Here is a 24789-nt window from a genome sequence, read left to right on the forward strand (position 1 = left end):
ACTGCCCGTTTTTTATTGGCGGGGTGTATCAGAAGTCGTCTTTGTCAAAGCGCCGCGCTTCACGCTGAAGCTGATAGACGAACCGCTCGACCTGCCGTTGCACCAGGCCGCTCATGTTGTGAAAGCGCACGCCGGCGAAGGTGGTGTTGATCTTTTCTTCAAAGTGCAGGTAACGCAGCTCCACYGGTGCCGTCATGCTGCCGAAGGGCAGGGCGGCGATGAAGCGGTCGTAGACCTGGCCCAATTGCAGCTTGGCGGTGATGTCGCCTTCGAAGCGCAATTTGCAGCCGGTGGCGGAGATGTCCAGCAGTTTGCCAGCGAGGGGCGACTTGAGTTTCTCGCCCCCCAGCTCGACATTGACCAGTTGTGCCAGCTTCAACGCAGCGCGGAAAGCATTGCGGCGCTGGTGGTAAACCACCTCATCGGGCAGCGTGCCGCGGTAGCAGCGGCCATCGCCGGACTCGTCGATGGTCAGCGGGCCATTGCTTTCCCAGGCGATGCGCACGCCGTCGTGGAAGCCTTCGACCTTGAACGGTTCGCCGGCCAGCAGAAAGCGTTCGCCGTCGCGCGGGATCATTTCGTCCAGGGCGATCATGTTGCTGTCACGGTCGACGTCCACCAGATAACTCTGGAAGCGCTGGCTGCGCTCGTGGAACGTGATGATCAGCGGGTCATGGCTGTCTTGCAGCTGACGCAGGTTGCCGGAGATTTCCAAAGGCGTGGTGAGCACCTTGGGTGGCTGCGGAGCATCTTCCGCGCTTAAGGCATTGGACACGGGGTATCAATCTCCAGGCAAATATGACTACTGGCCGGCATTCTGCCAGCATGTTGCGTGTCTTGATAGGGCGTGCTCATTGAAAGGCTTAAGCCTGACTGAGCGGGCGTGGCTTGGCGAGCTTGGAGGTTGATCCGCGGGCATCGTAGAGCGCTGGCGGCTCGCCGCCGGTGAGGATTTTCAGCTGGTTGGCCGTGGCGGCCTGCTGCACCAGAATCGACTGGCCATTGTTGACATTGGCGGCTTGGCACTGGGCCAGGAGGTCGGTGAGCACGTCGCTCTGTCCCAGCAATCGTTCGCCAATGCTCGACTGGCTGGCGAGTTGCTCCAGGCCCTGGCGGTTGGTTGGCAGGTTGAGGCTGGCGAGGATTTCACTGCGCTTGCGGCCATGCTGTTCGAGCAGAATGATCAATGCCTGTTTATGCGCCAGAATTTCTTCGAGCAGTGGCATGTCGCGACCGTGCAAGGCAAGGGACTCGGTTTGCAGTAGCTCCAGCAGTTGTTGCGCCGGGGCGAAGTCGTCGATGATCAGTTGCAGTAATTGAGTGTCGTGCATGGCTGGCCTTGGGTTTTAAGCGTCCAAAAGCCTGGCGCGGGCCGTGGCCTAGCGCTGGGCTTCGAAGTTGAGCAGTTTGCTGGCTACACGGTTGCTGTCGACTTTATAGCTGCCATCGGCAATCGCTGCTTTCAACTCGGCCACGCGGGCGTTGTCGACGGCAGGCTGATCGCGCAGCTTGTCAGTGACCTTCTGCAACTGTTGAGCCTCATTGCTGAGGTGTACCGATTCCCCGCTTTTGGTGGTACTGGCCTGTTCGGCCGGGGTATTCAGCGGCGCGGATTGGCCGGCTTCGGCGGTTTCCTTGGCGGTGCTGGTACGCGTACTGCCCGTAAGTGACGAGGAGCTGTTTAAACGACTGAAATCGATGACCATGACAAAAAACCTCTGGATATTTGGACGCTTGCCATGTTTTCGGCGATTCCCCGAAAAACTTTAGGCCCATTTATCAATGAGCTCGCATGCGCCAGCGCATGCCCTGCATGCGGCACAGTTTAGGCAACCGCCAGGCGGTGCGCCATCACTTCACAAACACAGAGCCCTTACATGGCCACTTCCACCTGGCCGGGCGCTGTGACTTGCGCCTTGATGACCCGCTGGGAGTTAAGGTTCTTCACGCGAATCTGTTCCCTCAGGCCGCCGTTGGACAGCGCTTCACCCGGCATGCGCACACTGAGCGTACCACTGCGGGCGGTAATCACCACCTGGTCGCCCTTGCGAACCACTTCCGCCTGTTCGAGATGCACCAGCGTAATGATCTGATCGGCGACCATTGGTCGGGTAAGTTTTTGCCCGATAGCCTGATCGACGGAAGTCAGAAACCCCTGATTTATCAGGCTGATATCACGCTCGCGCAGGGTTACGTCCTGAGGTTCGATAATCCCTGTGCGCTTGAGCGGACGAGTGGTCGTCACAATGTCGCGAAACAGCTTCACTTGAGCGGGCACGAAGACCGTCCAGGGTGAGGCGCCATCGCAGCGAACCTTGACCGTGACCCGTCCCAGAGGCCTTGCCGGGCTCTCGAGGGTGGCTGTCAATTCCTTGTCGCACATAGGCATGCGCAGGCGCGGATCGAGCTGGTTGACCTGGATTTCGTAGCGACCTTGCGTTTGACTGGTGGCCAGATAGTCCTCTACGGTGAATTCAAGAAAGCCTTGGGTGACGCCGATAAGCATGTCAGGCAAGGTAACCGTATCAGCAAGGGCAGGGCTGCCAGCGTTGAACAGGCAAGCGGCCGACATCGCGCAGAGCAATCTGCGGCAGGTTGATGTCAGGTGTCGGAAAAATGTCGGTTCTGTGTTCATAAGAGTTAAAAAGCAAGCGCCGTGCCGTTTCGTGATGAATGTGCGTCGCAACACACTTAGCGTTGGTGTAGGAGTCTGGGCATGGCTGGTGTAATGGATTCGGTGAACCAGCGCACGCAACTGGTAGGGCAGAATCGCCTTGAGCTGTTGTTGTTCCGTCTCGACGGCCAGCAGCTGTATGGGATCAACGTGTTCAAGGTTCGCGAGGTGCTGCAATGCCCCAAGCTGACCCTGATGCCCAAGTCCAGTCCTGTCGTGTGCGGTGTGGCGAATATTCGGGGGGCAACCATTCCGATCCTGGATCTGGCGATGGCGACCGGTGCCGGTCGGTTGCTGGACCAGAGCAATCCCTTCGTGATCATCACGGAGTACAACACCAAGACCCAGGGTTTCCTGGTTCGGTCGGTGGAGCGCATCGTCAACATGAACTGGGAGGAGATTCATCCGCCACCCAAGGGCACGGGGCGCGATCACTACCTGACGGCTGTGACTCGGGTCGACAACCAGTTAGTCGAAATCATCGACGTCGAGAAGGTGCTGGCGGAAGTGGCGCCGACGCCGGAAGCGATTTCGGTGGGCGTGGTCGATGTTGAGACCCAGCACAAGGCGCTCTCTTTGCGCGTATTGACGGTCGACGACTCGTCGGTGGCACGCAAGCAGGTGACCCGTTGCCTGCAAACGATCGGTGTCGAAGTGGTGGCGTTGAACGACGGCCGGCAAGCGCTGGATTACCTGCGCAAGCTGGTTGACGAGGGGAAGAAGCCGGAAGAAGAGTTCCTGATGATGATCTCCGACATCGAGATGCCGGAGATGGACGGGTACACCCTGACGGCCGAGATCCGCGCCGATCCGCGCATGCAAAAGCTCCATATCATCCTGCATACTTCGTTGTCGGGAGTGTTCAATCAGGCGATGGTCAAGAAGGTCGGTGCCGATGACTTCCTGGCCAAGTTCCGTCCTGATGACCTGGCATCCCGGGTAGTCGACCGGATCAAAGCAGCAGATAACAGCTAGAGGCCTTCTGCCCCTGGCGGTCAACACGATTTAAGAGGCGGTATCTTTGTCTACGGGTAATTTGGATTTCGAACAGTTCCGGGTATTCCTGGAAAAAGCCTGTGGCATTTTGCTCGGTGAAAACAAGCAATATCTGGTCTCGAGCCGTCTCAACAAACTGATGGAACAGCAGGGCATCAAATCGTTGGGTGAGCTGGTTCAGCGCATCCAGACCCAGCCGCGCAGCGGTTTGCGCGAGATGGTGGTGGATGCCATGACGACCAACGAAACCCTGTGGTTTCGTGACACCTATCCGTTTGAAGTCTTGAAGAACAAGGTATTGCCTGAAGCGATCAAGGCCAGCCCCGGTCAGCGCCTGCGGATCTGGTCGGCGGCGTGTTCGTCGGGTCAGGAACCGTATTCGCTGTCGATGTCCATCGATGAGTTCGAACGGGTCAACATGGGCCAGTTGAAGATGGGCGTGCAGATCGTTGCCACCGACCTGTCCGGCAGCATGCTGACCAACTGCAAGACCGGCGAGTACGACAGCCTGGCCATCGGTCGCGGTCTGTCGCCCGAGCGCCTTCAGCGTTACTTCGACCCCAAGGGGCCGGGGCGCTGGGCCATCAAGGCACCAATCAAGAGTCGGGTGGAGTTTCGCTCGTTCAACTTGCTGGACAGCTACGCAAGCCTGGGCAAGTTTGACATCGTGTTCTGCCGCAACGTGCTGATCTACTTCTCCGCCGAGGTGAAGAAAGACATCCTGTTGCGCATTCACAGCACGCTCAAGCCGGGCGGTTATCTGTTCCTTGGCGCGTCCGAAGCGCTGAACGGTTTGCCGGACCATTACCAGATGGTCCAGTGCAGCCCGGGGATCATTTACCAGGCGAAGTGATTCGTTGACGGCATAAAAAACGGGAGTCCATTAGGACTCCCGTTTTTTTATGCCTGTGACACCACGCTCCCACAGGGGCAAGTAGCGTTCTTTGGATGGTGARAAGCGGCAGAAAAGCGGCAGGCGGCGGAAATCGGTTGCCGCTTTTCTGGCATTGCCGCCTCGTTACTGCTCGCAAAGCCCCGGTTTACGGGCTTTTTTGAATTGGCACGCCGCTTGCTATGTTCACGTTACGAAAAATCAGGTCACCCGAAGGTTTCCCGACATGAGCATCAGCTTCGATAAAGCGCTCGGTATCCACGAACAAGCCCTGGGCTTCCGCGCTCAGCGTGCTGAAGTCCTGGCCAACAACATCGCCAACGCCGACACCCCGAACTACAAGGCTCGGGATCTGGACTTCTCGAAAGTGCTCGCCGAGCAGAACGAGAAAACCAAAAACGGCAAGTTCGCCTTGAGCATGACCAACAGCCGTCACATCGAAGCTGAAGGCCTGGGCAATGGCGACGAGTCGCTGATGTATCGCACGCCGATGCAACCGTCGATCGACCAGAACACCGTGGATGCCCAACTGGAACAGTCGAACTACGCGGAAAACGCGGTCAACTTCCAGGCCAGCTTCACCCTGCTCAACAGTAAATTCAAAGGGCTGGTGTCAGCCCTGCGCGGAGAGTAATTCATGTCCCTGTCCAGTGTTTTCAACATTGCCGGTAGCGGCATGAGTGCCCAGACCACTCGCTTGAACACCGTTGCCAGTAACATCGCCAACGCCGAGACCGTTTCGTCGAGCATCGACCAGACCTACCGCGCCCGTCACCCGGTGTTCGCCACCATGTTCCAGGGCGGCCAGAGCGGCGGCAGCGATTCGCTGTTCCAGAACCAGGACGCGGCCGGTCAAGGCGTGCAAGTGCTGGGTGTGGTCGAAGACCAGAGCAACCTTGAAGCGCGCTACGAGCCGAATCATCCGGCCGCCGATGCCAAGGGCTACGTCTACTACCCGAACGTCAACGTCGTCGAAGAAATGGCCGACATGATTTCCGCAAGCCGTTCGTTCCAGACCAACGCCGAAATGATGAACACCGCCAAAACCATGATGCAGAAGGTCCTGACCCTCGGTCAGTGATAAGGGGCGACTTTCGATGAGTGTTACCGATACCACCAGCGGCGTAAGCCTCAAGGATGTCCTGGCCAACTCTTCGGTCAAGACCACGACCACCAGTGATGGTCTTTCCGCGGCGACCAGCAGTGCCACCGGCAGCAAGGCATTGGGCAAGGATGCGTTCCTGCAACTGCTGGTCACCCAGCTGAAAAACCAGAACCCGCTCGATCCTCAGGACAACAGCGCGTTCGTAGCCCAGTTGGCGCAGTTCAGTAGTCTGGAAGGCATCACCACGCTGAACGACACCGTCAGCGGCATTGCCAGCAACTACAACTCGTCGCAAGCTCTGCAGGCTTCTTCGCTGGTGGGCCGTTCGGTCATCGCGCAGACCGGCAAAGCCGTGGTCGACACCTCCAAGAACCTCAACGGTACGGTTGTGCTGCCGGCGTCGGCGAACCCGGTTACGCTCAAAATCAGTGACGCCGAAGGCAAGACCATCCGCACCATCGACATGGGCAGCCAGAGCGCTGGCAACGCCAGTTTCATCTGGGACGGCAAAAACGATGCCGGAGCAGTCGCCGCGGCCGGCACGTACTCCTTCTCTGCCAGCGCAACCTACGACGGCAAAGCGACCTCACTGGTTACTTACCTGCCGGCAACCGTCAACAGCGTGACCATCAGCCAGACCGGCGGTGAGCTGATGCTGAACCTGGCAGGCCAGGGCAGCGTTGCCCTGTCCAAAGTGCAAACCATTGGTCTATAGAGCCGACTAACACGGCACAAAGGAGTGGAATATGTCTTTCAATATCGGCCTTAGCGGTCTCTATGCAGCCAACAAACAACTGGACGTGACCGGCAACAACATCGCCAACGTCGCGACCACCGGTTTCAAATCGTCCCGTGCAGAATTCGAAGACGTGTACTCGGCCACTCGCCTGGGTACCGGCAGCAAGACCATCGGTAACGGCGTGCGCCTGGCCAACGTTTCCCAGCAGTTCAGCCAGGGTGATGTGAACAACACCGGCAACGTGCTGGACATGGGCATTCAGGGCAACGGCTTCTTCATCCTCAGCGACAACGGTTCCCTGAGTTACACCCGTGCCGGTGCGTTCAAGACCGACGCTCAAAACTTTGTGGTCGATAACAACGGCAACCGTTTGCAGGGTTATGGCGTCGATTCCAATGGCAAGATCATCAACGGTGTGTTGACTGACTTGAAGATCGACACCTCGAGCCTGAAGCCGAATCCGACTACCAAGGTTGATCAGACGATGAACCTGAACTCGGCGGAAACCACGCCGACCGTGGCCCCGTTCAGCCCGACCGATACCAACAGCTATAACAAGACCATCTCCACCAAGGTCTACGACAGCCAGGGTAACGAGCACACCATGGATCAGTACTACGTGAAGACGGGTACCAATGCCTGGCGTGTCTATACCTACATGGACGGTCGCTCCCCGGCCAACCCTGCAACCACGCCTCCAGTGCCGATCACCGCTGACATCACTTTCAACTCCGACGGCAGCATTAACACGCTGACGGCGGGTGCCGGCTGGACCCAGACTGGCAACACGTTGACCATGACCGGTTGGGTGCCAGGTGCCATTACCAACGCCGCAACGATTCCTGTGACCTGGGGGCCGAACGGTTCCGTCGCTGCCACTGGCGGTATCGCGTTCAACATGGCGCTGACCACTTCTTACAACTCGCCAACCGCCCGTACCGCCCAATACCAGGACGGCTACGCCACCGGCCAGATCTCCAGCCTGACCATCGACGCCAGCGGCGTCATGACCGCCAACTTCAGCAACCAGCAAACCAAGGCCATCGGCCAGGTGGCTGTGGCGAGCTTCGCCAACGAGCAAGGCTTGCAGCCAATTGGCGGTACGCGCTGGAAAGAAACCTTCGCCTCCGGTGTGGCCGGTGTCGATGCGCCGAAGACCGGTACCCTGGGTTCGGTCGTGTCCAACTCGCTGGAAGAGTCCAACGTCAACCTGACCAACGAACTGGTTGATTTGATCAAGGCGCAGAGCAACTACCAGGCGAACGCCAAGACCATCTCCACCCAGAGCACCATCATGCAGACCATCATTCAGATGACTTGATGCTTGATAGTGCTGCATAAGAAACCCCTCGCAAGAGGGGTTTTTTCATTCTGTAGGAGCGAGGCTTGCCCGCGAAGAATGCACTGCGGTTTTTCAGCCCCCGACCAGCCAGAGGCTCATCGGGGGTTTCAGGTAAGCGCCCTGGAGCGCCTACCGGCTCAGCTTATTGGCAAGCTTCGCAATCCGGCTCGTCGATGGCGCAGGCCTTCGGCACTGGAGCTGGACCGGCTGGGGCTGCCAGGACCGAGTCGTCACCGTGGTTGCCGCCGCTGGAAACAGCGTTCAGCTTACCGGTGTTGATGGTCGACTTCTCGGTGCTGGTTGCGGCCAGGGCACGGAGGTAGTAAGTGGTTTTCAGACCACGGTACCAGGCCATGCGGTAGGTCACGTCCAGTTTTTTGCCCGAAGCGCCGGCGATGTACAGGTTCAGCGACTGAGCCTGGTCGATCCACTTCTGACGACGGCTGGCGGCGTCGACGATCCACTTGGTGTCCACTTCGAAGGCCGTCGCGTAGAGCTCTTTGAGTTCTTGCGGGATGCGCTCGATCTGCTGCACCGAACCGTCGTAGTACTTCAGGTCGTTGATCATGACCGAGTCCCACAGGCCGCGAGCCTTCAGGTCGCGAACCAGGTACGGGTTGATCACGGTGAATTCGCCCGACAGGTTCGATTTCACATAGAGGTTCTGGTAGGTCGGTTCGATCGACTGCGACACGCCGGTGATGTTGGCGATGGTTGCGGTCGGTGCGATGGCCATGATGTTGGAGTTACGAATGCCTTTCTGCACACGGGCGCGAACCGGTGCCCAGTCCAGGGTTTCGTTCAGGTCAACGTCGATGTACTTCTGGCCACGCTGCTCGATCAGGATCTGTTGCGAATCCAGCGGCAGGATGCCTTTGGACCACAGCGAACCCTGGAACGTCTCGTAGGCGCCACGCTCGTCAGCCAGGTCGCAGGAAGCCTGGATCGCGTAGTAGCTGACCGCTTCCATCGACTTGTCGGCGAATTCGACGGCAGCGTCGGAACCGTAAGGGATGTGCTGCAGGTACAGAGCGTCCTGGAAGCCCATGATGCCCAGACCGACCGGACGGTGCTTGAAGTTGGAGTTCTTCGCTTGCGGCACCGAGTAGTAGTTGATGTCGATCACGTTATCGAGCATGCGCACGGCGGTGTTCACGGTGCGTTGCAGCTTGGCGGTGTCCAGCTTGCCGTCGACGATGTGGTTCGGCAGGTTGATCGAGCCCAGGTTGCAAACGGCGATCTCGTCCTTGTTGGTGTTCAAGGTGATCTCGGTGCACAGGTTCGAGCTGTGGACCACGCCCACGTGCTGCTGCGGGCTGCGCAGGTTGCACGGGTCTTTGAAGGTCAGCCATGGGTGGCCGGTTTCAAACAGCATGGACAGCATTTTGCGCCACAGGTCTTTGGCCTGGATGGTCTTGAACAGCTTGACCTTGCCCGGGTACTCGGTCAGGGCTTCGTAGTACTCGTAACGCTCTTCGAAGGCCTTGCCGGTCAGGTCGTGCAGATCCGGTACTTCGGACGGCGAGAACAGGGTCCACTTGCCGTCATCGAAGACACGCTTCATGAACAGGTCAGGGATCCAGTTGGCGGTGTTCATGTCGTGGGTACGACGACGGTCATCACCGGTGTTCTTGCGCAGTTCGATGAACTCTTCGATGTCCATGTGCCAGGTTTCCAGGTAGGCACAGACAGCGCCTTTGCGCTTGCCACCCTGGTTAACGGCGACGGCGGTGTCGTTCACCACTTTCAGGAACGGCACGACGCCCTGGGATTTGCCGTTGGTGCCCTTGATGTACGAACCCAGCGCCCGAACCGGGGTCCAGTCGTTGCCCAGGCCGCCTGCGAATTTCGACAACATGGCGTTGTCGTGGATCGCGTGGTAGATGCCCGACAGGTCATCCGGCACGGTGGTCAGGTAGCAGCTCGACAGCTGTGGACGCAGGGTACCGGCGTTGAACAGGGTCGGGGTCGAGGACATGTAGTCGAAGGACGACAACAGGTTGTAGAACTCGATCGCACGGTCTTCTTTCTGCTTCTCTTCGATCGCCAGGCCCATGGCCACGCGCATGAAGAAAATCTGTGGCAGTTCGAAGCGGATACCGTCCTTGTGGATGAAGTAACGGTCGTACAGGGTTTGCAGGCCCAGGTACGTGAACTGCTGATCGCGCTCGTGGTTGATCGCCTTGCCGAGTTTTTCCAGGTCGAAGGACGCCAGAACCGGGTTCAGCAATTCGAATTCGATACCTTTGGCGATGTACGCAGGCAGTGCCTTGGCATACAGGTCGACCATTTCGTGGTGGGTCGCGCTGTCGGCGACACCGAGGAAGCCCAGGCCTTCGGCACGCAGGGTGTCCATCAGCAGGCGGGCGGTCACGAACGAGTAGTTCGGCTCACGCTCGACCAGCGTACGGGCGGTCATCACCAGGGCGGTGTTGACGTCGGTCAGGGCCACGCCGTCGTACAGGTTTTTCAGGGTTTCGCGCTGGATCAGCTCGCCGTCGACTTCTTCCAGGCCTTCGCACGCTTCGGTGACGATGGTGTTCAGGCGACCCATGTCCAGCGGTGCGAGGCTGCCATCGGCGCGGGTGATGCGGATCGATGGGTGAGCGTTGACGGCTTCTTCGGCAGGGGAGTGCGCTGCGCGCTCTTTGGCGCGGGAGTCACGGTAGATCACATAGTCGCGGGCGACTTTCTGCTCGCCGGCACGCATCAGGGCCAATTCGACCTGGTCCTGGATTTCTTCGATGTGGATGGTGCCGCCCGAAGGCATGCGACGCTTGAAAGTCGCGGTGACTTGTTCGGTCAGGCGGGCAACGGTGTCGTGGATTCGCGACGAAGCGGCAGCGGTGCCGCCCTCAACTGCGAGAAACGCTTTGGTGATGGCGACGGTGATCTTGTCATCGGTGTAAGGGACGACAGTGCCGTTACGCTTGATCACGCGCAGTTGGCCAGGCGCGGTGGCGGACAGATCCGAATTCGAATCGGCGGCCTGCGGCAAGGTGCCTTGCGGGTTCTCGCGAGTTGTGTCGGTTTGCATGGGGGGTTGTCTCCACATTCTCTATGTTTGTTTGGGCACCATCACGGTGCCCACCGTTCTGTCCTGAAGCACTACAACCGGCGAGGGCCGGGCATACCAACTTCGGGACAGATCAGGAAGGGGGCTATTGGGCGCCGCTTCCATGCCGAAGTCTTTGGTGTCACGCCTTGGGCCTGAAACCGAATTCCGTTTTGAGTGGCAGTAAATGACTGCAACACCCGTACCGTTATCGCCGTTTCGGGCTTAAAAACAGTAGCCATCCGCACACGCGGTTTGGTCTTTCGAAAATACGTTTGGTTCAACCGGAAAGAGGCAATAAAAGCGCTTGAAATCGGTGTCCGGTTTGTGTTTGGTTTTTGGCGTAAAACCCTACATGTAGGGTTTTTTTTGCGCCGAGGTACAAGATAATGCGTTTTGGAGGGTGTTGCAACGTACTACCTGTGGATAAACCTGTGCGTAAATTGTGTGTGAAAGAGGGAACGGGCGTGTAGGCCGCGACCTAGCTGGAGCCGACCATTTTTCACTGATTTTCAGCGACAGAAAACAGTCATCCGGATTTTTAAGGGCGCGAACCCTATCACAAAAAACCGTTGTGTCCGAACGCATTTACCGGCTTGTGTTCCAGACGTGTGGCGTTTATACAATCGGCCCATGCAGATGCATTCTTATCCTCCCCAATCATTACAAAAAGACGGGTGGATCCTTCCTTATTGATGGTGTTGGCAAGCAGAGGTCGTCGTGGAGCAAGAAGCCTGGCAGGTATTGATTGTCGAGGACGACCAGCGTCTGGCCGAACTGACCCGCGATTACCTGGAAGCCAATGGCCTGCGAGTATCGATCGAGGGTAATGGCGCCCTGGCCGCAGCACGCATCATCAAGGAGAAACCGGACCTGGTGATTCTCGACCTGATGCTCCCCGGCGAAGATGGCTTGAGCATTTGCCGCAAGATTCGCGACCGCTATGACGGGCCGATCCTGATGCTCACCGCGCGCACCGATGACACCGATCAGATTCTTGGCCTGGACCTGGGCGCCGACGACTACGTCTGCAAACCGGTGCGTCCACGTTTATTGCTGGCGCGCATCCAGGCTCTGCTGCGGCGCAGTGAAACCCCTGAAGTGCCCCAGGAAAAACAACGGCGCCTGCAGTTCGGCCCATTGGTGGTGGACAACGCATTGCGCGAAGCCTGGCTGCATGACAAAGGCATCGAATTGACCAGTGCCGAGTTCGATCTGCTCTGGCTGCTGGTGGCCAATGCCGGGCGTATTCTGTCCCGCGAAGAAATATTCACCGCGCTGCGCGGTATCGGTTATGACGGCCAGGACCGCTCGATCGACGTGCGCATCTCGCGCATCCGCCCCAAGATCGGCGATGACCCGGACCATCCGCGGCTGATCAAGACCGTCCGCAGCAAAGGCTATTTGTTCGTGCCGGAAGCCTGCACCCTGTGAACTCGATCTTCCTGCGTATTTATGGCGGCATGTGCGCGGCGCTGATTCTGGTGGCCGTACTCGGCGTGCTGGCGTTGCACCTGCTTAACCAGGTGCGCAGCGAGCAGTACCGCGAGCGCCTGGCCCACGGCACCTTCTCGCTGATGGCCGATAACCTGCAACCGATGAACGAAACCGAGCGCCATCGGGCGTTGCTGTTGTGGGAGCGCTTGCTCGGGATTCCGCTGGCGCTGAAGACGTTCCCCCAGACCGACCTCGACCTGACCCAGCGCACCCGCGTGTTGCACGGCCAGGCCCTGGTGGAGCAGACCGGTCCGCATGCGGCGAAGGTTTATCGCCTGGTCAGCGAAAAGGAGCAGTTGGTGCTCACCGGTGAAGTCCAGCAGATCAGCGAGCAACTGGCGCGGGCGACCATCTACCTGCTGGCCGATGAACTGGTGCGCTACCCGGTGGCCGAGCAGCCCAAGCGTCTGGAGCAGTTAAAGGAAGATAAGGGTTTCGGCTTCGATCTGCGGCTGGTGACGGTTGATGAGGCCGACATGGACGAAGACCAGAGCCGCCGCGTGTCAGAAGGCGACACGGTGATGGCGTTAGGCAAGGGCGGCGATTCGATTCGGGTGTTTGCCGGCATGGTCGGTACGCCGTGGGTGTTGGAAATCGGCCCGCTGTATCAGATGAATCCTTACCCGCCCGAGTGGCTGGTGCTGATCGCGGCCCTTGGCCTGAGCCTGATCGGTTTGATTGTCTATCTGTTGGTGCGGCAACTGGAGCGTCGTTTGCGCGGTCTGGAAGCCGCCGCCACGCGAATTGCCAAGGGCAGCCTGGAAACCCGCGTACCGGCCCGTGGCGCCGACTCGGTGGGGCGGCTGGCCTCGGCGTTCAATGGCATGGCCGAGCACTTGCAGCAATTGTTGGCGATTCAGCGAGAACTGGTGCGTGCCGTGTCCCACGAATTGCGCACACCAGTGGCGCGCCTGCGTTTTGGCCTGGAGATGATCGGCTCGGCCACCACGCCTGAGGCGCTGGAGAAATACCGCGAGGGCATGGACCACGACATTGAGGATCTCGATCGGTTGGTCGATGAGATGCTCACTTATGCGCGGCTGGAGCAGGGCTCGCCGGCGCTGAATTTCCAGCGGATCGATCTGGATGCGTTGGTCAATCAGGTGATCGAGGAACTGGCGCCGTTGCGCGCCGAGGTCACGGTGCAGCGCGGCTTGTGCCTGTCCGCCGCCGATTGCGACGGCGCCTGGGTTGAAGCCGAGCCGCGCTACTTGCACCGGGCGTTGCAGAACCTGGTGAGCAACGCCATGCGCCATGCCCGTTCACGGGTGACTGTCAGCTATCAGGTGGGGCAGCAGCGCTGTCGGGTGGATGTCGAGGATGATGGGCCGGGCGTGCCGGAAACCGCGTGGGAGAAAATCTTCACCCCGTTCCTGCGCCTCGACGACAGCCGCACCCGCGCTTCGGGTGGTCATGGGCTGGGGTTGTCGATCGTGAGGCGGATCATCCATTGGCACGACGGGCGAGCGCTGATCAGCAAGAGCAAAAGCCTGGGCGGGGCGTGTTTCAGTTTGAGCTGGCCGAGGAATCAGGAGCGGCGTTGAGGTTGTTGGTGTCAGGGCAATCGCCTTCGCGGGCAAGCCTCGCTCCTACAGATCGGGGGGGCGTTCACCCATTTCGTTATCGACACAAACCCCGTAGGAGCGAGGCTTGCCCGCGAAGAGGCCCTGACAGCCACTACAAAACCTCAGGCCTTGATACTGACCAGGCTCAACAACTGCCCATCCATCACCGCAAACTGCGCGTCCAGTTCGGTGCCGCTGCGCCACTCACTGGACAGGTCGGTCAGCAACTGCAACCGCACTTCACCGCCCTCGCTCCACTCCAGCACTTCGGCGTGTTCGAAATAGAAGCGCTTTTGGACGATCGGGTAGAGCGCCTTGAACAGGCTTTCCTTCACCGAAAACGTCAGCGTCACCACCATCGCCAACTGATCGCGAGCCCCGGCGGTCATGCGCTGCAACTCAGGCCCGGTGAGAATCTCTCCGGCCAGGCGTTCGGCCCGTTCTGCGTCGAGCAGATTTTCCAGGTCCATTCCCAAGCCGCGCCAATGGGCCTTGTTCGCGACAATCGCCGCGGCCCGGCCGGTGCTGTGGGTGATCGAACCGGTGATATGCGCTGGCCACACCGGTGCGCGGTCTTCACCAATGGCCGGAATGAAGCTCAGCCCTTCCAGCTGTTGCAACGCGGCCCGAGCGCAAATCCGCCCGGCAAGAAACTCGGCCTGACGCTTGGCCACCGAACGCTGGATGCTCGCGGGCGGCTCGATGGCGCTGCGCTGGAAATCATCGCTGGCCAATTGCTTGGTATCGAAGTGAGTGCCCAGCAGGACCGTATCGGGCAGCACAAACGGCAGCGGCCAATGGGCGTCGAGCGGGGTGCAGCAGGCGGGTAGGGCGGGGACGGGATTCATGACGGGCATTTTGCCGGGTTGCCTTGAGGCTGGGTAGTGGCAGCAGGGCTTTTGTGGTGAGGGAGCTTGTCGGATCGCCGCACCGTCCCGCTCGGCTGCGTAGCAGTCGTAAAGGCGGAAAACGCGTTGTACCTGACGAAATACGGTTGCAGGTTTTGGGGCCGCTTCGCAGCCCAGCGGGAGCAAGCTCCCTCGCCACAGGGAGCAATGCTGTCGGTGTGTCAGCCAAAGATCTTCTTGAAAAACGCCTGCATGTCCGCCCACGATTTCTCATCGGCGGCCTTGTTGTAACCAATGTCCGGCCCGCCATGATCGCCGTGGCTCAGACGATCCGCATCAGGGTTGCTGAAGCCATGCTTGGCGCCTTCGAGGCTGACAAATTTATAGTCGGCACCGGCCTTGTCCATTTCCGCCTTGAACGCCGCCACATTATCCGCCGTCACCATGCTGTCCTGCGCGCCATGCTCCACCAGGATTTTCGCTTTCACACTGCCAGGCACCGCCGGCGTATTGGTCGCCAGTGCACCGTGGAAACTCACCACGCCCGCCAGCGGCAATCCCTGGCGTGCGGCATTCAGCACCACTGCGCCACCGAAGCAATAGCCGATGGCCGCCAGTTTGGCCGGATCGGTCTGTGGCTGTTTCTTCAGCAAATCGAGCCCGGCCTGAAACCGCGCGCTGGCTGCTGCGCTGTCCTTTGTCGCGGCTTGCATGAACGCCATGGCGTCCTTGGGGTGTTCGGTGTTCTTGCCGTCGCCATACATGTCGATCGCCAGTGCGCTGTAGCCCAGACCCGCCAGATCGCGGGCGCGCCGCTTGGCGTAGTCGTTGAGCCCCCACCATTCATGTACCACCACCACACCCGGACGCGGACCTTTAATGGCGTCGTCGTAGGCGTAATAGCCAATCAGCTTGGTGCCATCGGCACTCTGATAGGGAATTTCCTGGGTCTTGATGGCGGCCTGGCTGACCCCGCTCACGGCCAGTAATACAAGGGCGAGCAACACACGCATGGCTGAATCTCCTTATAAACAAACGTCAAGAAAGCGTAGCCGATTTGATTCAGCTCAGGTTCAGAGTGCGTTCAGGGGCTGTACAGGGTGAGGTCAGTAACCTTGCCCCGTACCCAAAAAGCACATAGCGCATGAGGAAATTCCCCAATGACTACTTTGAAAAAGCTGCTGCTGGCTTTCACCGTGATGGGCGCCAGTGTTGCCGCCCACGCCGACACCACCAATTTTGCCGGGCTGACCTTTGGCCAGACCAGCGACAAGATTAAAAAATCCAGTGCCCTGAACGACAACCTCAACCACCCGAACGCCGACGGTGTGATCGGCAAGGACAACACCTGGGGTTTGCGTGTGGGCCAGCAAGACAGCCAGGGCCGCTACTACGCCACTTACGACAACGTGTCGGGCTCGCATAATGGCATTAAACTGCGTCAGGAAAACCTGCTGGGCAGCTACGATCTGTTTTACCCAGTGGGTGGCAGCACCAAACTGTTCGGCGGTGCCACGGCCGGTTTGACCAAAATGACCCAGGAATCGCCAGGCTTCAGCCGCGACAGCGACATCGGTTACGCCATTGGCGGCCAGCTCGGCGTGTTGCAGCAAGTTTCGCAAAACACCTCGGTCGAGCTGGGTTACCGTTACCTGCGTAGCAACGCCAGCACCGAGATGAGCGAGCGCGGCGGCAGCAAACAGGGTTCGCTGGACTTGACCAGCAGCGCCCAGACGTACTTGTCCGCCAACTACGCTTTCTAAACAGCGTTTGGTTGCCAGTCAGTTAAGCCTCGCAACCTGTGGGAGCAGGCTTGACTGACCTTTGGAGATGTTGATTTGCCCCGGAGAGCCTTATGAAATTGCTGGTTGTCGAAGATGAAGCGCTGTTGCGCCATCACCTGCAGACCCGTTTGACGGACAGCGGCCACGTGGTCGAGGCCGTGGCCAACGCCATCGATGCGTTGCATCAGGCCGAGCAGTTCAACCATGACCTGGCGGTGATCGACCTCGGTTTGCCGGGCATGGGCGGGCTCGACCTGATTCGTCAGCTGCGCTCCCAGGGCAAGACGTTTCCGATCCTGATCCTCACCGCGCGCGGCAACTGGCAAGACAAGGTCGAAGGCCTCGCCGCCGGTGCCGACGACTACGTGGTCAAGCCGTTCCAGTTCGAAGAGCTGGACGCCCGGCTCAATGCCTTGCTGCGTCGCTCCAGCGGTTTCACCCAGTCGACCATCGTCGCCGGTCCCTTGGTGCTGGACCTCAATCGCAAACAGGCGTCCCTCGATGACCAGCCGCTGGCGCTGACCGCCTACGAATACCGGATCCTCGAATACCTGATGCGCCATCACCAGCAAGTGGTGGCCAAGGACCGCTTGATGGAGCAACTCTATCCGGATGACGACGAGCGCGATCCGAATGTGATCGAAGTGCTGGTCGGCCGCTTGCGTCGCAAACTCGAAGGCCCGGCCGGGTTCAAGCCGATCGATACCGTGCGTGGCCTCGGCTACCTGTTCAATGAGCGCTGCACTTGATTCGTTCCCTTCGTGTCCGCTTGATGCTCGCCGCCACCACCCTGGCGGTGTTGTTCATGCTGGCGTTACTGCCGGCGATGCAGGGCGCGTTCAGCCTGGCGTTGCAGGACTCCATCGAGCAGCGCCTGGCGTCGGACGTCACCACGCTGATCTCCGCCGCCCGGGTGGATAACAACCGCTTGCAGATGCCGGCGCAGTTACCCGATGAGCGTTTCAACCTCACCGACAGCCGTTTGCTCGGCTACATCTATGACCGCGAAGGTCACCTGGTCTGGCGCTCGAGGGCCACCCAGGAAGAGAACATCAACTACAAGCCGCGTTACGACGGGCGCGGGAACGAGTTCGCGAGGATTCGCGAGGCCAATGGTGAAGAGTTTTTCGTCTATGACGTCGAGGTCAAGCTGCTCGGCGGCAAAAGCGCGGCGTTCAGCATCGTCGCGCTGCAACCGGTGCGCGAATACGAAGTCACCCTCGAAGGCCTGCGGGAAAACCTCTACCTGGGCTTCGGTGCCGCGTTACTGGTGTTGCTCGTCTTGCTCTGGGTCGGCCTGACCTGGGGCTTGCAGGCGTTGAGCCGGCTGAGCCAGGAGCTGGACCAGATCGAAAGCGGCACCCGCGAAAGCCTCAGCGAACAACACCCGCGCGAACTGCTGCGCCTGACCGGCTCGCTCAACCGTTTGCTGCACAGCGAGCGTGAACAGCGCAGCCGTTACCGCGACTCCCTCGACGACCTGGCCCACAGCCTGAAAACCCCGCTGGCGGTGTTGCAAGGGGTCAGCGAAGACATGGCGCAAAAGCCGCAAGAGCGCGATCAGGCCTGGGTGCTGCAAACCCAGATCGAACGCATGAGCCAGCAGATCAGCTATCAACTGCAACGGGCCAGCCTGCGCAAAAGTGGTCTGGTGCGCCATCAGGTACGCCTGCGCCCGGTGCTGCAAAGCCTCTGCGACACCCTGGACAAGGTCTACCGCGACAAACGCGTTCGGGTCGCCTTCGATCTGCCGGATCAGTGCTACGTGCCGATCGAGCAGGGCGCCTTGCTGGAAATGATGGGCAACCTGCTGGAAAACGCCTATCGCCTGTGCCTGAACGAAGTACGCATCAGCGTGCGCGAAACCCTCAGTAGCATTGAGCTTTGCATTGAAGACGATGGCCCCGGTGTACCACCGGACCAACGCGCACGGATTCTCGAGCGCGGCGAGCGGCTGGACCGCCAGCATCCGGGGCAGGGGATTGGCTTGGCGGTGGTCAAGGACATCATCGAAAGCTACAGCGCCAAGTTGACGCTGGGGGATTCGCCGATGGGCGGCGCGGCGTTCCGGATTCATTTTCCGGTGGTTTGATGTAGGGGCTTGGCCGAAAAGATCGCAGCCTCGTTGCACTCGACAGCTCCTACAGGGATTTGCGTCCACCTGTAGGAGCTGTCGAGTGCCTTGCGCCGCTGCCTACGACTACGCCAGAATCCGCCGGCTAGTGCGCCTGGGGCGTGGGCTATATCGTTTCCTTGTCGTTGACGAATCAGCGATCGGGTCTCGCAGCCCGTGTATCTCTAGACGCACAACATCCTCCGTTCATGTTATGGCGGCTGTACGTGGGAGACCTTCGGGTCTGCCGGTTCTAGAGTCCCGGTCTGCGACCCGCGTATAGCTGCCACCTTCTTTCGTCTCGCAGCGAACAGTGGTGGCTCCATGACTCTAGGAGGCTTTATCCATGTTCAAACCAACACCTAATCCACCAGCACCCGACGACGTCTCCCCCTACGAATCCCTCGATTCCAAAAAACTCCACGAAGCCGCCGACCGCGCCCTCGACCACTACCTCAAACCACCCACTCCCAAAGACACCAAGCGCAAACCCAGCACCATTTACCATGTGGGTGCGAAGGTCGATAACGAAACACTGCTGGTCAACGCCTGCGAATCCCTGGCATCGGCGAGCGTGATGCTCAGTGAGTTCGCCGGGTTGATGGACATGCCCCATCGCAACATGATGTTGGGGATTCAATCGGTGGTCATGCTCGGTGAGCTGGCCGTCAACCGGGTGCTGGATAACCTCGATCCGCAAGGCTAACGAAAGTCTGTGGTGAGAGCACTTATTGTGGCGAGGGAGCTTGCTCCCGCTCGGCTGCGAAGCAGTCRCAAAACCTGAGTTTGCGGTGTGTCTGAAAAACCGTGATTGCCGGGTTTGGGGTCGCTTCGCAACCCAGCGGGAGCAAGCTCCCTCGCCACAACAGCATGGCTGCCTGCAAAGTTGTGAAATCAGTTCTCCTGCGCCCGATAGGCCCCCGGCGTCAAACCCGTCCACTTCTTGAACGCCCGATGAAACGCCGAAGGTTCGGAAAACCCCAACTGCTCGGCAATCTGTTGCAACGATAGATCCGCCCGCCCCAGGTGATAAATCGCGATGTCCCGGCGTAACTGATCCTTCAATTCCTGAAAACTCGTGCCTTCCTCACGCAAATGCCGACGCAAGGTTTGCGGGCTGATGTGCAGGTGCGCCGCCACTGCTTCCAAGTCCGGCCAGCGTGCACTGTCGCGGCTGAGCAAGCGCCGCAATTGGCTGCTCAGGCTGTCGCCTTCGTCGGGGCGTGACAGCAGGTCGGCGGGGGAGCGCTCGAGAAAGTGCTTGAGGGTTCGTTCGTCCTGCAACAGCGGCATGTTCAGGTAGCGGCTGTGGAACAGCAGGCTACTCTGAGTAGTATCGAACGTTAGCGGGCAGGAAAACAGCAAGTCGTATTCGGCCCCGTGCTCGGGCCTCGGGTAGCTGAATGTGGCGTGCTCCAGACGAATGCGCTGGCCGATCAGCCAGCTGCCGAACCGATGCCAGATCACCAGCAGGCTTTCGCTGAGGAAGTGGTCCGGGTCCCACAGCGGTGAATCGTCGAGGCTCAGGCGAATCATCTCGCCTTCGCGGCTCAAGGTCAGACGCGGCGCCCCGGGAAACAGGCTGTAAAACAACAGGCCGCGATTGAGTGCTTTCTCCAGCGTGCGGCAGTGGATCACCGCGTGGCACATCATCGCGAAGCTGCCGGGTTTGCTCGGGGCCTGCCCGAAGCCCAGGTATTCGTCGTCCAGGGCCAGCCACAATCCCTGGATCAACCGGGTGAACTGTTCCGGCGCGATTCGGGCGCGCGGTTCTTCAAGCAACTCGGGGCTGATCCCCAGTTGCTGCAGCAGGCTCGAATAGTCGTAGCCACGTCGGCGTGCGCCGCCGAGGGCGGCACGGGCGAAATGGCTGGCGATGGTGCGTTCACGCATGGGGCAGGTCCGTCCACTGAGCAATGGATGGTAGCGGTGCCCATCGACGATGAACAAGGCGGATATCCGCCAAATTGCAGGACGAGGTCAGGTGGGTTGGCGGAAATCCGCCACATGGTGGTAACTGGTTGGTGACCAAAAGAAACCTGTAACCCTTGATGTCAAAAGGCTCGCAGGCTTTTTGGCGAATGTGGCACGGGCCTTGCGATACAACCAGCAGATGCCTGCCGTTGCGCAGCTCGACAAAACAAATCCCTCCAGTGCAGGAGGGTTCGCAATTGAAGTGTCTTGGGCAACAGATGGATGTTGTCACCGGGCGCTCTTGAGGAACTTTGCAATGACGACTCGTCAGCCACTGTACAAATCCCTGTATTTCCAGGTGATCGTTGCCATCGCCATCGGCATCCTGCTCGGTCACTTCTACCCGCAGACCGGTGTAGCCCTCAAGCCGTTGGGTGACGGGTTCATCAAACTGATCAAAATGATCATCGCTCCCATCATTTTCTGCACCGTCGTCAGCGGTATCGCGGGCATGCAGAACATGAAGTCGGTCGGCAAGACCGGCGGTTACGCGCTGCTCTACTTCGAAATCGTTTCGACCATTGCACTGCTGGTCGGTCTGGTGGTGGTCAACATCGTGCAGCCGGGTAACGGCATGCACATCGATGTCACCACGCTGGATGCCTCAAAAATCGCTACCTATGTGGCTGCCGGTGCGGATCAAAGCGTCGTTGGCTTCCTGCTTAACGTGATCCCGACCACCATCATTGGTGCGTTCGCCACGGGCGATATCCTGCAAGTACTGATGTTCTCGGTGATCTTCGGTTTCGCCCTGCATCGCCTGGGTGCCTACGGCAAGCCGATCCTGGACTTCATCGACCGTTTCGCCCACGTGATGTTCAACATCATCAACATGATCATGAAGCTCGCGCCGCTCGGTGCCTTGGGTGCCATGGCGTTCACCATCGGTGCTTATGGCGTTGGCTCGCTGGTGCAACTCGGTCAGTTGATGGCTTGCTTCTACATCACCTGCCTGCTGTTCATTCTGGTGGTGCTGGGTGGTATCGCTCGCGCTCATGGCTTCAGCGTGCTGAAAGTGATCCGCTACATCCGTGAAGAACTGCTGATCGTACTGGGTACTTCCTCTTCGGAGTCGGTACTGCCACGCATGCTGATCAAAATGGAGCGTCTGGGTGCGCAGAAATCCGTGGTAGGTCTGGTGATCCCGACCGGCTACTCGTTCAACCTCGACGGTACGGCGATCTACCTGACCATGGCGGCAGTGTTCATTGCTCAGGCAACCGACACCCACATGGACATCACTCACCAGATCACTCTGCTGGTGGTGTTGCTGCTGTCCTCCAAAGGCGCTGCTGGCGTGACCGGTAGTGGCTTCATCGTACTGGCCGCTACCTTGTCCGCTGTTGGCCACCTGCCGGTTGCCGGCCTGGCGCTGATCCTGGGTATCGACCGTTTCATGTCCGAAGCCCGCGCGTTGACCAACCTGATCGGTAACGCGGTTGCCACCATTGTTGTGGCCAAGTGGGTCAAGGAACTCGACACCGACGTGCTGCAATCCGAGCTGGCCTCGGGCGGTCGCGGCATTGCCGACGAGCCTAAAGATGATGTTTTGGGCCACGTCGAAGGGGCAACCCCGACGAACGCCAAGTAAGCCTTGTTGTAAATGAAAAACCCGCTTCGGCGGGTTTTTTGTTGCCTGCGATTTGAGCGTAACGGTCAGTGTCACTGGCACATAAGGTGATTGCTGCAATGTCCCGGGCTGCCTAGGCTTGGGGGACTGCACTGGAGAACGCTCATGCTCGGTCCACTGGCATCACTCAAGGTTCTGGATTTCTCGACATTGCTGCCGGGGCCGTTCGCCTCGTTGCTGTTGGCGGACATGGGCGCCGAGGTGCTGCGCATCGAATCGCCGACCCGCACGGATTTGCTGCGGGTGCTGCCGCCCCATGATCAGGGGGTGTCGGCCAGCCACGCCTACCTCAATCGCAACAAGCGCAGCCTGGCGCTGGACCTCAAGCAGCCCGAGGCGCTGGAGGTGATCAAGCAATTGCTTGTGGACTACGACATTGTGCTGGAGCAGTTCCGCCCTGGCGTGATGGAACGGCTGGGCCTGGGGTATGAAGCCTTGAAGGCGATCAATCCACGGTTGATTTATGTGTCGATCACCGGCTATGGCCAGACCGGCCCTTACAAGGACCGCGCCGGCCACGACATCAACTACCTGGCGCTGGCGGGCCTTTCGAGCTACACCGGCCGCGCCGACAGCGGCCCGTTGCCGTTGGGTATGCAGGTGGCAGATGTCGCGGGCGGTTCGTTGCATGGGGTGATCGGGCTGCTGGCAGCGGTGATCGCGCGGCAGCAGACCGGGCAGGGACAGCATCTGGATGTGAGCATGACTGACTGTGCCTTCAGCCTGAACGCCATGGCCGGTGCCGGCTACCTGGCCTGCGGCGTTGAGCCGGGCAGGGAAGAGCAGATGCTCAACGGCGGCAGCTTCTACGATTACTACCGGTCGCGCGATGGCCGCTGGTTGTCGGTGGGCAGTCTGGAACCGGGGTTCATGCAGCAATTGTGCACGGTGCTCGGCCRTCCGGAACTGGCGGCCGAGGGATTGTCGTCCGACCCCGCCCGGCAACGGGCGCTCAAGGACGCGCTGAACATTGAATTCGAAAAACACGACTTTGCCTGGCTGTGTGAGCTGTTTGCCGGGGCCGATGCGTGTGTCGAGCCGGTGTTGAGCCTGGGCGAAGCGGTCGGGCATCCGCAGTTGCAGGCGCGGGAATTGGTGGCTGAGGTGCCGCGGGGCGATGGCTCGACCCAGGCGCAGATGGCCTGTCCGTTGAAGTTTTCAGCGGGGTTGCCTGAGCCACGGCACATCGGCGCCCGGCTGGGGCAGCATACGGATCAGGTGTTGGGGGAGTTGGGGTTTAGTGTTGAGCGGATTGAAGCGCTGCGGCGGGCCAAGGTAGTTATCTAGCGTCTGTCCCGGCCGAAGCTCAACTTATTCGACCCGCATTTCCCCGCTGAACACCAACGTACTGCGACAGCGCCGGCACAAATACCGCCGCCCCTGACGTACCAGGCTATGACGCTGGGCCGAAAACGGGAAATCGCTGTCGGCGCAGGGGCATTTGTAGATGTAGCGGGTCACGCTGCGACGTTTGACGTCATAGGTGTGGCAGCGGTTGGGCGGCAGTTCGTAGACGCCGCGCATGATCAGTTGCCATTCTTCGCCATGGGGCTGGATGCGGTCGCCGAACAGTTGATGGGCGATCAGGTGCGCGACTTCGTGCGCCACGGTCTGCTTGAGGAAGTCTTCGGTGTTTTCCCGGTACAGCTGCGGGTTGAAGCGCAGCAGGTTCTCGTGCAAATGCGCGACACCGGCTTTTTGCCCGCGCAGCTTGAGGCTCACCACGGGGCGTTTGAAAGGTCGTTTGAAAAAGGATTCGGCTTGCAGGAAACAGTCTTCGACGCGGGTATTGAGTTGCTCGGGCATGCTTGATGGATCTCCAAGGATGTCGAGTATGCCGCAACCCCGAGGGCTTGCGAATCGCTCAGGCGCCGAATGGTCGTTGCTCGCATTAGAAGGCCGCCTTGCGGCGGCCTGTAGTGGCGGAACGTGTTTTTTATGTCGGCGCTGGTTTGTCAGTTGGTATAGACCGGTCCCACGCCAAGGCCCCAGACAATCACGGTAAACGCCATGATGGCCACCAGCACCACCAGTCCTACGGCGAGCACCGAGCTCGAAAACAGGAAGCCCTCGTCAGATGGAATGTTCATGAACGTTGGTAGCCCTACATACAGCAGGTACACCGTGTAGCAGACAGCCGCGGTGCCGACGATCATCCCCAGCCACAAGTGCGGGTACAGCGCCGCCAGGCCGCCGACGAACAGTGGGGTGGCGGTGTACGTGGCGAATGCGATACAGCGCGCCAGGCTCGGGTTGGCGTCATAGGTACGGGCCATCCAGTGAATGAAGGCGCCCATCACCGCGACACCGCCGAGCATTGCCAGGTACGACATGATGGTCATCCATAGCGCGCTTTCCATAGTCAGCATGACCGGCGCTCGGTTACCGATGACCCAGCCGACTTGCGTAGTGCCGATAAACGCCGATATGGCAGGGATCGCCGCCAGAATCAGGGTGTGCGTCAGGTACATGTGGCTGATGCTTTCTTCCTCGTCGCCACGGATTTCTTTCCATTCCTGGTCAGGGTGGGTAAAGAGTCCCACTACGTGATGGATCATGCCAGTCACTCCTCTTG

The 24789-nt window shown here is 59.7% G+C and carries 24 protein-coding genes; 14 read left to right on the forward strand and 10 right to left on the reverse strand.

Annotated elements, in window-relative coordinates:
- Positions 1-28: 28 nt before the first annotated feature.
- The 4 genes from AC1DIS_RS20585 to flgA all read right to left on the reverse strand — a co-directional run bounded on the left by AC1DIS_RS20585 (position 29) and on the right by flgA (position 2635).
- Positions 29-775, reverse strand: a complete 747-nt coding sequence (locus AC1DIS_RS20585) for a flagellar brake protein (RefSeq protein ID WP_064616479.1) — start codon at positions 773-775, stop codon at positions 29-31.
- Between the two features lie 88 nt (positions 776-863).
- Entirely contained in the window at positions 864-1331 is a 468-nt protein-coding gene (locus AC1DIS_RS20590; protein ID WP_064616481.1) for a flagella synthesis protein FlgN, read from the reverse strand.
- A gap of 48 nt (positions 1332-1379) precedes the next feature.
- The gene (flgM, locus tag AC1DIS_RS20595; RefSeq protein ID WP_007937499.1) at positions 1380-1706 is read right to left on the reverse strand and encodes a flagellar biosynthesis anti-sigma factor FlgM; all 327 of its coding nucleotides are present in this window, start codon (positions 1704-1706) and stop codon (positions 1380-1382) included.
- Positions 1707-1873: 167 nt separating this feature from the next.
- Complete coding sequence (gene flgA / locus AC1DIS_RS20600; protein ID WP_064616483.1) at positions 1874-2635, reverse strand: flagellar basal body P-ring formation chaperone FlgA; 762 nt, start codon at positions 2633-2635, stop codon at positions 1874-1876.
- A gap of 81 nt (positions 2636-2716) precedes the next feature.
- Here flgA and AC1DIS_RS20605 point away from each other — a divergent pair, with 81 nt between their 5' ends.
- The 6 genes from AC1DIS_RS20605 (at position 2717) to flgE (ending at position 7727) form a co-directional block, all read left to right on the forward strand.
- Positions 2717-3649, forward strand: a complete 933-nt coding sequence (locus AC1DIS_RS20605) for a chemotaxis protein CheV (RefSeq protein WP_007937503.1) — start codon at positions 2717-2719, stop codon at positions 3647-3649.
- A gap of 46 nt (positions 3650-3695) precedes the next feature.
- Positions 3696-4523 (forward strand): protein-glutamate O-methyltransferase CheR, encoded by an 828-nt coding sequence (cheR, locus tag AC1DIS_RS20610; RefSeq protein WP_026286437.1) that lies wholly within the window; start codon positions 3696-3698, stop codon positions 4521-4523.
- A gap of 265 nt (positions 4524-4788) precedes the next feature.
- The gene (gene flgB / locus AC1DIS_RS20615; protein WP_007937506.1) at positions 4789-5196 is read left to right on the forward strand and encodes a flagellar basal body rod protein FlgB; all 408 of its coding nucleotides are present in this window, start codon (positions 4789-4791) and stop codon (positions 5194-5196) included.
- A 3-nt stretch (positions 5197-5199) separates the two neighbouring features.
- Positions 5200-5643, forward strand: coding sequence for a flagellar basal body rod protein FlgC (flgC, locus tag AC1DIS_RS20620; protein ID WP_007937507.1), 444 nt, complete (start codon positions 5200-5202; stop codon positions 5641-5643).
- Between the two features lie 16 nt (positions 5644-5659).
- Positions 5660-6382 (forward strand): flagellar hook assembly protein FlgD, encoded by a 723-nt coding sequence (gene flgD, locus AC1DIS_RS20625; protein ID WP_064616485.1) that lies wholly within the window; start codon positions 5660-5662, stop codon positions 6380-6382.
- A gap of 31 nt (positions 6383-6413) precedes the next feature.
- Positions 6414-7727, forward strand: coding sequence for a flagellar hook protein FlgE (flgE, locus tag AC1DIS_RS20630; protein ID WP_064616487.1), 1314 nt, complete (start codon positions 6414-6416; stop codon positions 7725-7727).
- Positions 7728-7890: 163 nt separating this feature from the next.
- Here the strand turns inward: flgE and AC1DIS_RS20635 are convergent, their stop codons facing one another.
- Positions 7891-10785 carry a ribonucleoside-diphosphate reductase subunit alpha gene (locus AC1DIS_RS20635; protein ID WP_018926318.1) on the reverse strand — a complete coding sequence of 965 codons (2895 nt, stop codon included), beginning with the start codon at positions 10783-10785 and terminating at the stop codon, positions 7891-7893.
- Between the two features lie 738 nt (positions 10786-11523).
- On the opposite strand from AC1DIS_RS20635, the gene AC1DIS_RS20640 reads away from it, so the two are divergent.
- Both AC1DIS_RS20640 and AC1DIS_RS20645 read left to right on the forward strand, forming a co-directional pair.
- Positions 11524-12237 (forward strand): response regulator, encoded by a 714-nt coding sequence (locus AC1DIS_RS20640; RefSeq protein WP_086944557.1) that lies wholly within the window; start codon positions 11524-11526, stop codon positions 12235-12237.
- Positions 12234-13844 (forward strand): ATP-binding protein, encoded by a 1611-nt coding sequence (locus tag AC1DIS_RS20645; protein ID WP_138866965.1) that lies wholly within the window; start codon positions 12234-12236, stop codon positions 13842-13844. Before AC1DIS_RS20640 ends, AC1DIS_RS20645 begins: the two co-directional genes overlap by 4 nt.
- A gap of 143 nt (positions 13845-13987) precedes the next feature.
- Here the strand turns inward: AC1DIS_RS20645 and AC1DIS_RS20650 are convergent, their stop codons facing one another.
- Both AC1DIS_RS20650 and AC1DIS_RS20655 read right to left on the reverse strand, forming a co-directional pair.
- The gene (locus AC1DIS_RS20650; protein WP_218281489.1) at positions 13988-14713 is read right to left on the reverse strand and encodes a 4'-phosphopantetheinyl transferase family protein; all 726 of its coding nucleotides are present in this window, start codon (positions 14711-14713) and stop codon (positions 13988-13990) included.
- A gap of 221 nt (positions 14714-14934) precedes the next feature.
- The gene (locus AC1DIS_RS20655) at positions 14935-15726 is read right to left on the reverse strand and encodes a dienelactone hydrolase family protein (RefSeq protein ID WP_477743505.1); all 792 of its coding nucleotides are present in this window, start codon (positions 15724-15726) and stop codon (positions 14935-14937) included.
- Between the two features lie 147 nt (positions 15727-15873).
- Here AC1DIS_RS20655 and AC1DIS_RS20660 point away from each other — a divergent pair, with 147 nt between their 5' ends.
- From AC1DIS_RS20660 to AC1DIS_RS20675, 4 genes are all read left to right on the forward strand, one after another.
- Positions 15874-16476, forward strand: coding sequence for a hypothetical protein (locus tag AC1DIS_RS20660; protein WP_442115360.1), 603 nt, complete (start codon positions 15874-15876; stop codon positions 16474-16476).
- Between the two features lie 92 nt (positions 16477-16568).
- Positions 16569-17246, forward strand: coding sequence for a response regulator transcription factor (locus AC1DIS_RS20665; protein ID WP_064616498.1), 678 nt, complete (start codon positions 16569-16571; stop codon positions 17244-17246).
- Complete coding sequence (locus tag AC1DIS_RS20670; RefSeq protein ID WP_064616500.1) at positions 17243-18589, forward strand: ATP-binding protein; 1347 nt, start codon at positions 17243-17245, stop codon at positions 18587-18589. The genes AC1DIS_RS20665 and AC1DIS_RS20670 overlap by 4 nt, the downstream gene beginning before the upstream one ends.
- 367 nt (positions 18590-18956) lie before the next feature.
- A complete protein-coding gene (locus AC1DIS_RS20675; RefSeq protein ID WP_019581235.1) occupies positions 18957-19316 on the forward strand; it encodes a DUF6124 family protein in 360 nt (119 codons plus the stop codon).
- 188 nt (positions 19317-19504) lie between these two features.
- Here the strand turns inward: AC1DIS_RS20675 and AC1DIS_RS20680 are convergent, their stop codons facing one another.
- Positions 19505-20503: an AraC family transcriptional regulator gene (locus AC1DIS_RS20680; RefSeq protein ID WP_018926307.1), complete on the reverse strand. Its 999-nt coding sequence runs from the start codon at positions 20501-20503 to the stop codon at positions 19505-19507.
- Between the two features lie 337 nt (positions 20504-20840).
- Between AC1DIS_RS20680 and AC1DIS_RS20685 the strand changes: the two genes are divergently transcribed.
- On the forward strand, positions 20841-22175 hold the full coding sequence (locus AC1DIS_RS20685) for a dicarboxylate/amino acid:cation symporter (protein WP_111455173.1): 1335 nt from the start codon (positions 20841-20843) through the stop codon (positions 22173-22175).
- Between the two features lie 144 nt (positions 22176-22319).
- Complete coding sequence (locus AC1DIS_RS20690) at positions 22320-23501, forward strand: CaiB/BaiF CoA transferase family protein (RefSeq protein ID WP_477781052.1); 1182 nt, start codon at positions 22320-22322, stop codon at positions 23499-23501.
- Positions 23502-23525: 24 nt separating this feature from the next.
- Here the strand turns inward: AC1DIS_RS20690 and AC1DIS_RS20695 are convergent, their stop codons facing one another.
- Together AC1DIS_RS20695 and AC1DIS_RS20700 are read right to left on the reverse strand one after the other, a co-directional pair.
- A complete protein-coding gene (locus AC1DIS_RS20695; protein ID WP_007937535.1) occupies positions 23526-24020 on the reverse strand; it encodes a SprT family zinc-dependent metalloprotease in 495 nt (164 codons plus the stop codon).
- A 149-nt stretch (positions 24021-24169) separates the two neighbouring features.
- On the reverse strand, positions 24170-24772 hold the full coding sequence (locus AC1DIS_RS20700) for a Yip1 family protein (protein ID WP_018926304.1): 603 nt from the start codon (positions 24770-24772) through the stop codon (positions 24170-24172).
- Between the last annotated feature and the right edge of the window lie 17 nt (positions 24773-24789).

Source organism: Pseudomonas sp. 05N433, from assembly GCF_056396925.1.

What these genes read in the sequence shown, in the direction of transcription:
- AC1DIS_RS20695 (WP_007937535.1), bottom strand. Translation starts at nt 24,020, where the DNA reads ATGCCCGAGCAACTCAATACCCGCGTCGAAGACTGTTTCCTGCAAGCC.
- AC1DIS_RS20680 (WP_018926307.1), bottom strand. Translation starts at nt 20,503, where the DNA reads ATGCGTGAACGCACCATCGCCAGCCATTTCGCCCGTGCCGCCCTCGGC.
- AC1DIS_RS20700 (WP_018926304.1), bottom strand. Translation starts at nt 24,772, where the DNA reads ATGATCCATCACGTAGTGGGACTCTTTACCCACCCTGACCAGGAATGG.
- flgM (WP_007937499.1), bottom strand. Translation starts at nt 1,706, where the DNA reads ATGGTCATCGATTTCAGTCGTTTAAACAGCTCCTCGTCACTTACGGGC.
- AC1DIS_RS20655 (WP_477743505.1), bottom strand. Translation starts at nt 15,726, where the DNA reads ATGCGTGTGTTGCTCGCCCTTGTATTACTGGCCGTGAGCGGGGTCAGC.
- flgB (WP_007937506.1), top strand. Translation starts at nt 4,789, where the DNA reads ATGAGCATCAGCTTCGATAAAGCGCTCGGTATCCACGAACAAGCCCTG.
- flgA (WP_064616483.1), bottom strand. Translation starts at nt 2,635, where the DNA reads ATGAACACAGAACCGACATTTTTCCGACACCTGACATCAACCTGCCGC.
- flgD (WP_064616485.1), top strand. Translation starts at nt 5,660, where the DNA reads ATGAGTGTTACCGATACCACCAGCGGCGTAAGCCTCAAGGATGTCCTG.
- AC1DIS_RS20635 (WP_018926318.1), bottom strand. Translation starts at nt 10,785, where the DNA reads ATGCAAACCGACACAACTCGCGAGAACCCGCAAGGCACCTTGCCGCAG.
- AC1DIS_RS20650 (WP_218281489.1), bottom strand. Translation starts at nt 14,713, where the DNA reads ATGAATCCCGTCCCCGCCCTACCCGCCTGCTGCACCCCGCTCGACGCC.
- flgE (WP_064616487.1), top strand. Translation starts at nt 6,414, where the DNA reads ATGTCTTTCAATATCGGCCTTAGCGGTCTCTATGCAGCCAACAAACAA.
- AC1DIS_RS20665 (WP_064616498.1), top strand. Translation starts at nt 16,569, where the DNA reads ATGAAATTGCTGGTTGTCGAAGATGAAGCGCTGTTGCGCCATCACCTG.
- AC1DIS_RS20660 (WP_442115360.1), top strand. Translation starts at nt 15,874, where the DNA reads ATGACTACTTTGAAAAAGCTGCTGCTGGCTTTCACCGTGATGGGCGCC.
- AC1DIS_RS20685 (WP_111455173.1), top strand. Translation starts at nt 20,841, where the DNA reads ATGACGACTCGTCAGCCACTGTACAAATCCCTGTATTTCCAGGTGATC.
- AC1DIS_RS20590 (WP_064616481.1), bottom strand. Translation starts at nt 1,331, where the DNA reads ATGCACGACACTCAATTACTGCAACTGATCATCGACGACTTCGCCCCG.
- flgC (WP_007937507.1), top strand. Translation starts at nt 5,200, where the DNA reads ATGTCCCTGTCCAGTGTTTTCAACATTGCCGGTAGCGGCATGAGTGCC.
- AC1DIS_RS20605 (WP_007937503.1), top strand. Translation starts at nt 2,717, where the DNA reads ATGGCTGGTGTAATGGATTCGGTGAACCAGCGCACGCAACTGGTAGGG.
- AC1DIS_RS20675 (WP_019581235.1), top strand. Translation starts at nt 18,957, where the DNA reads ATGTTCAAACCAACACCTAATCCACCAGCACCCGACGACGTCTCCCCC.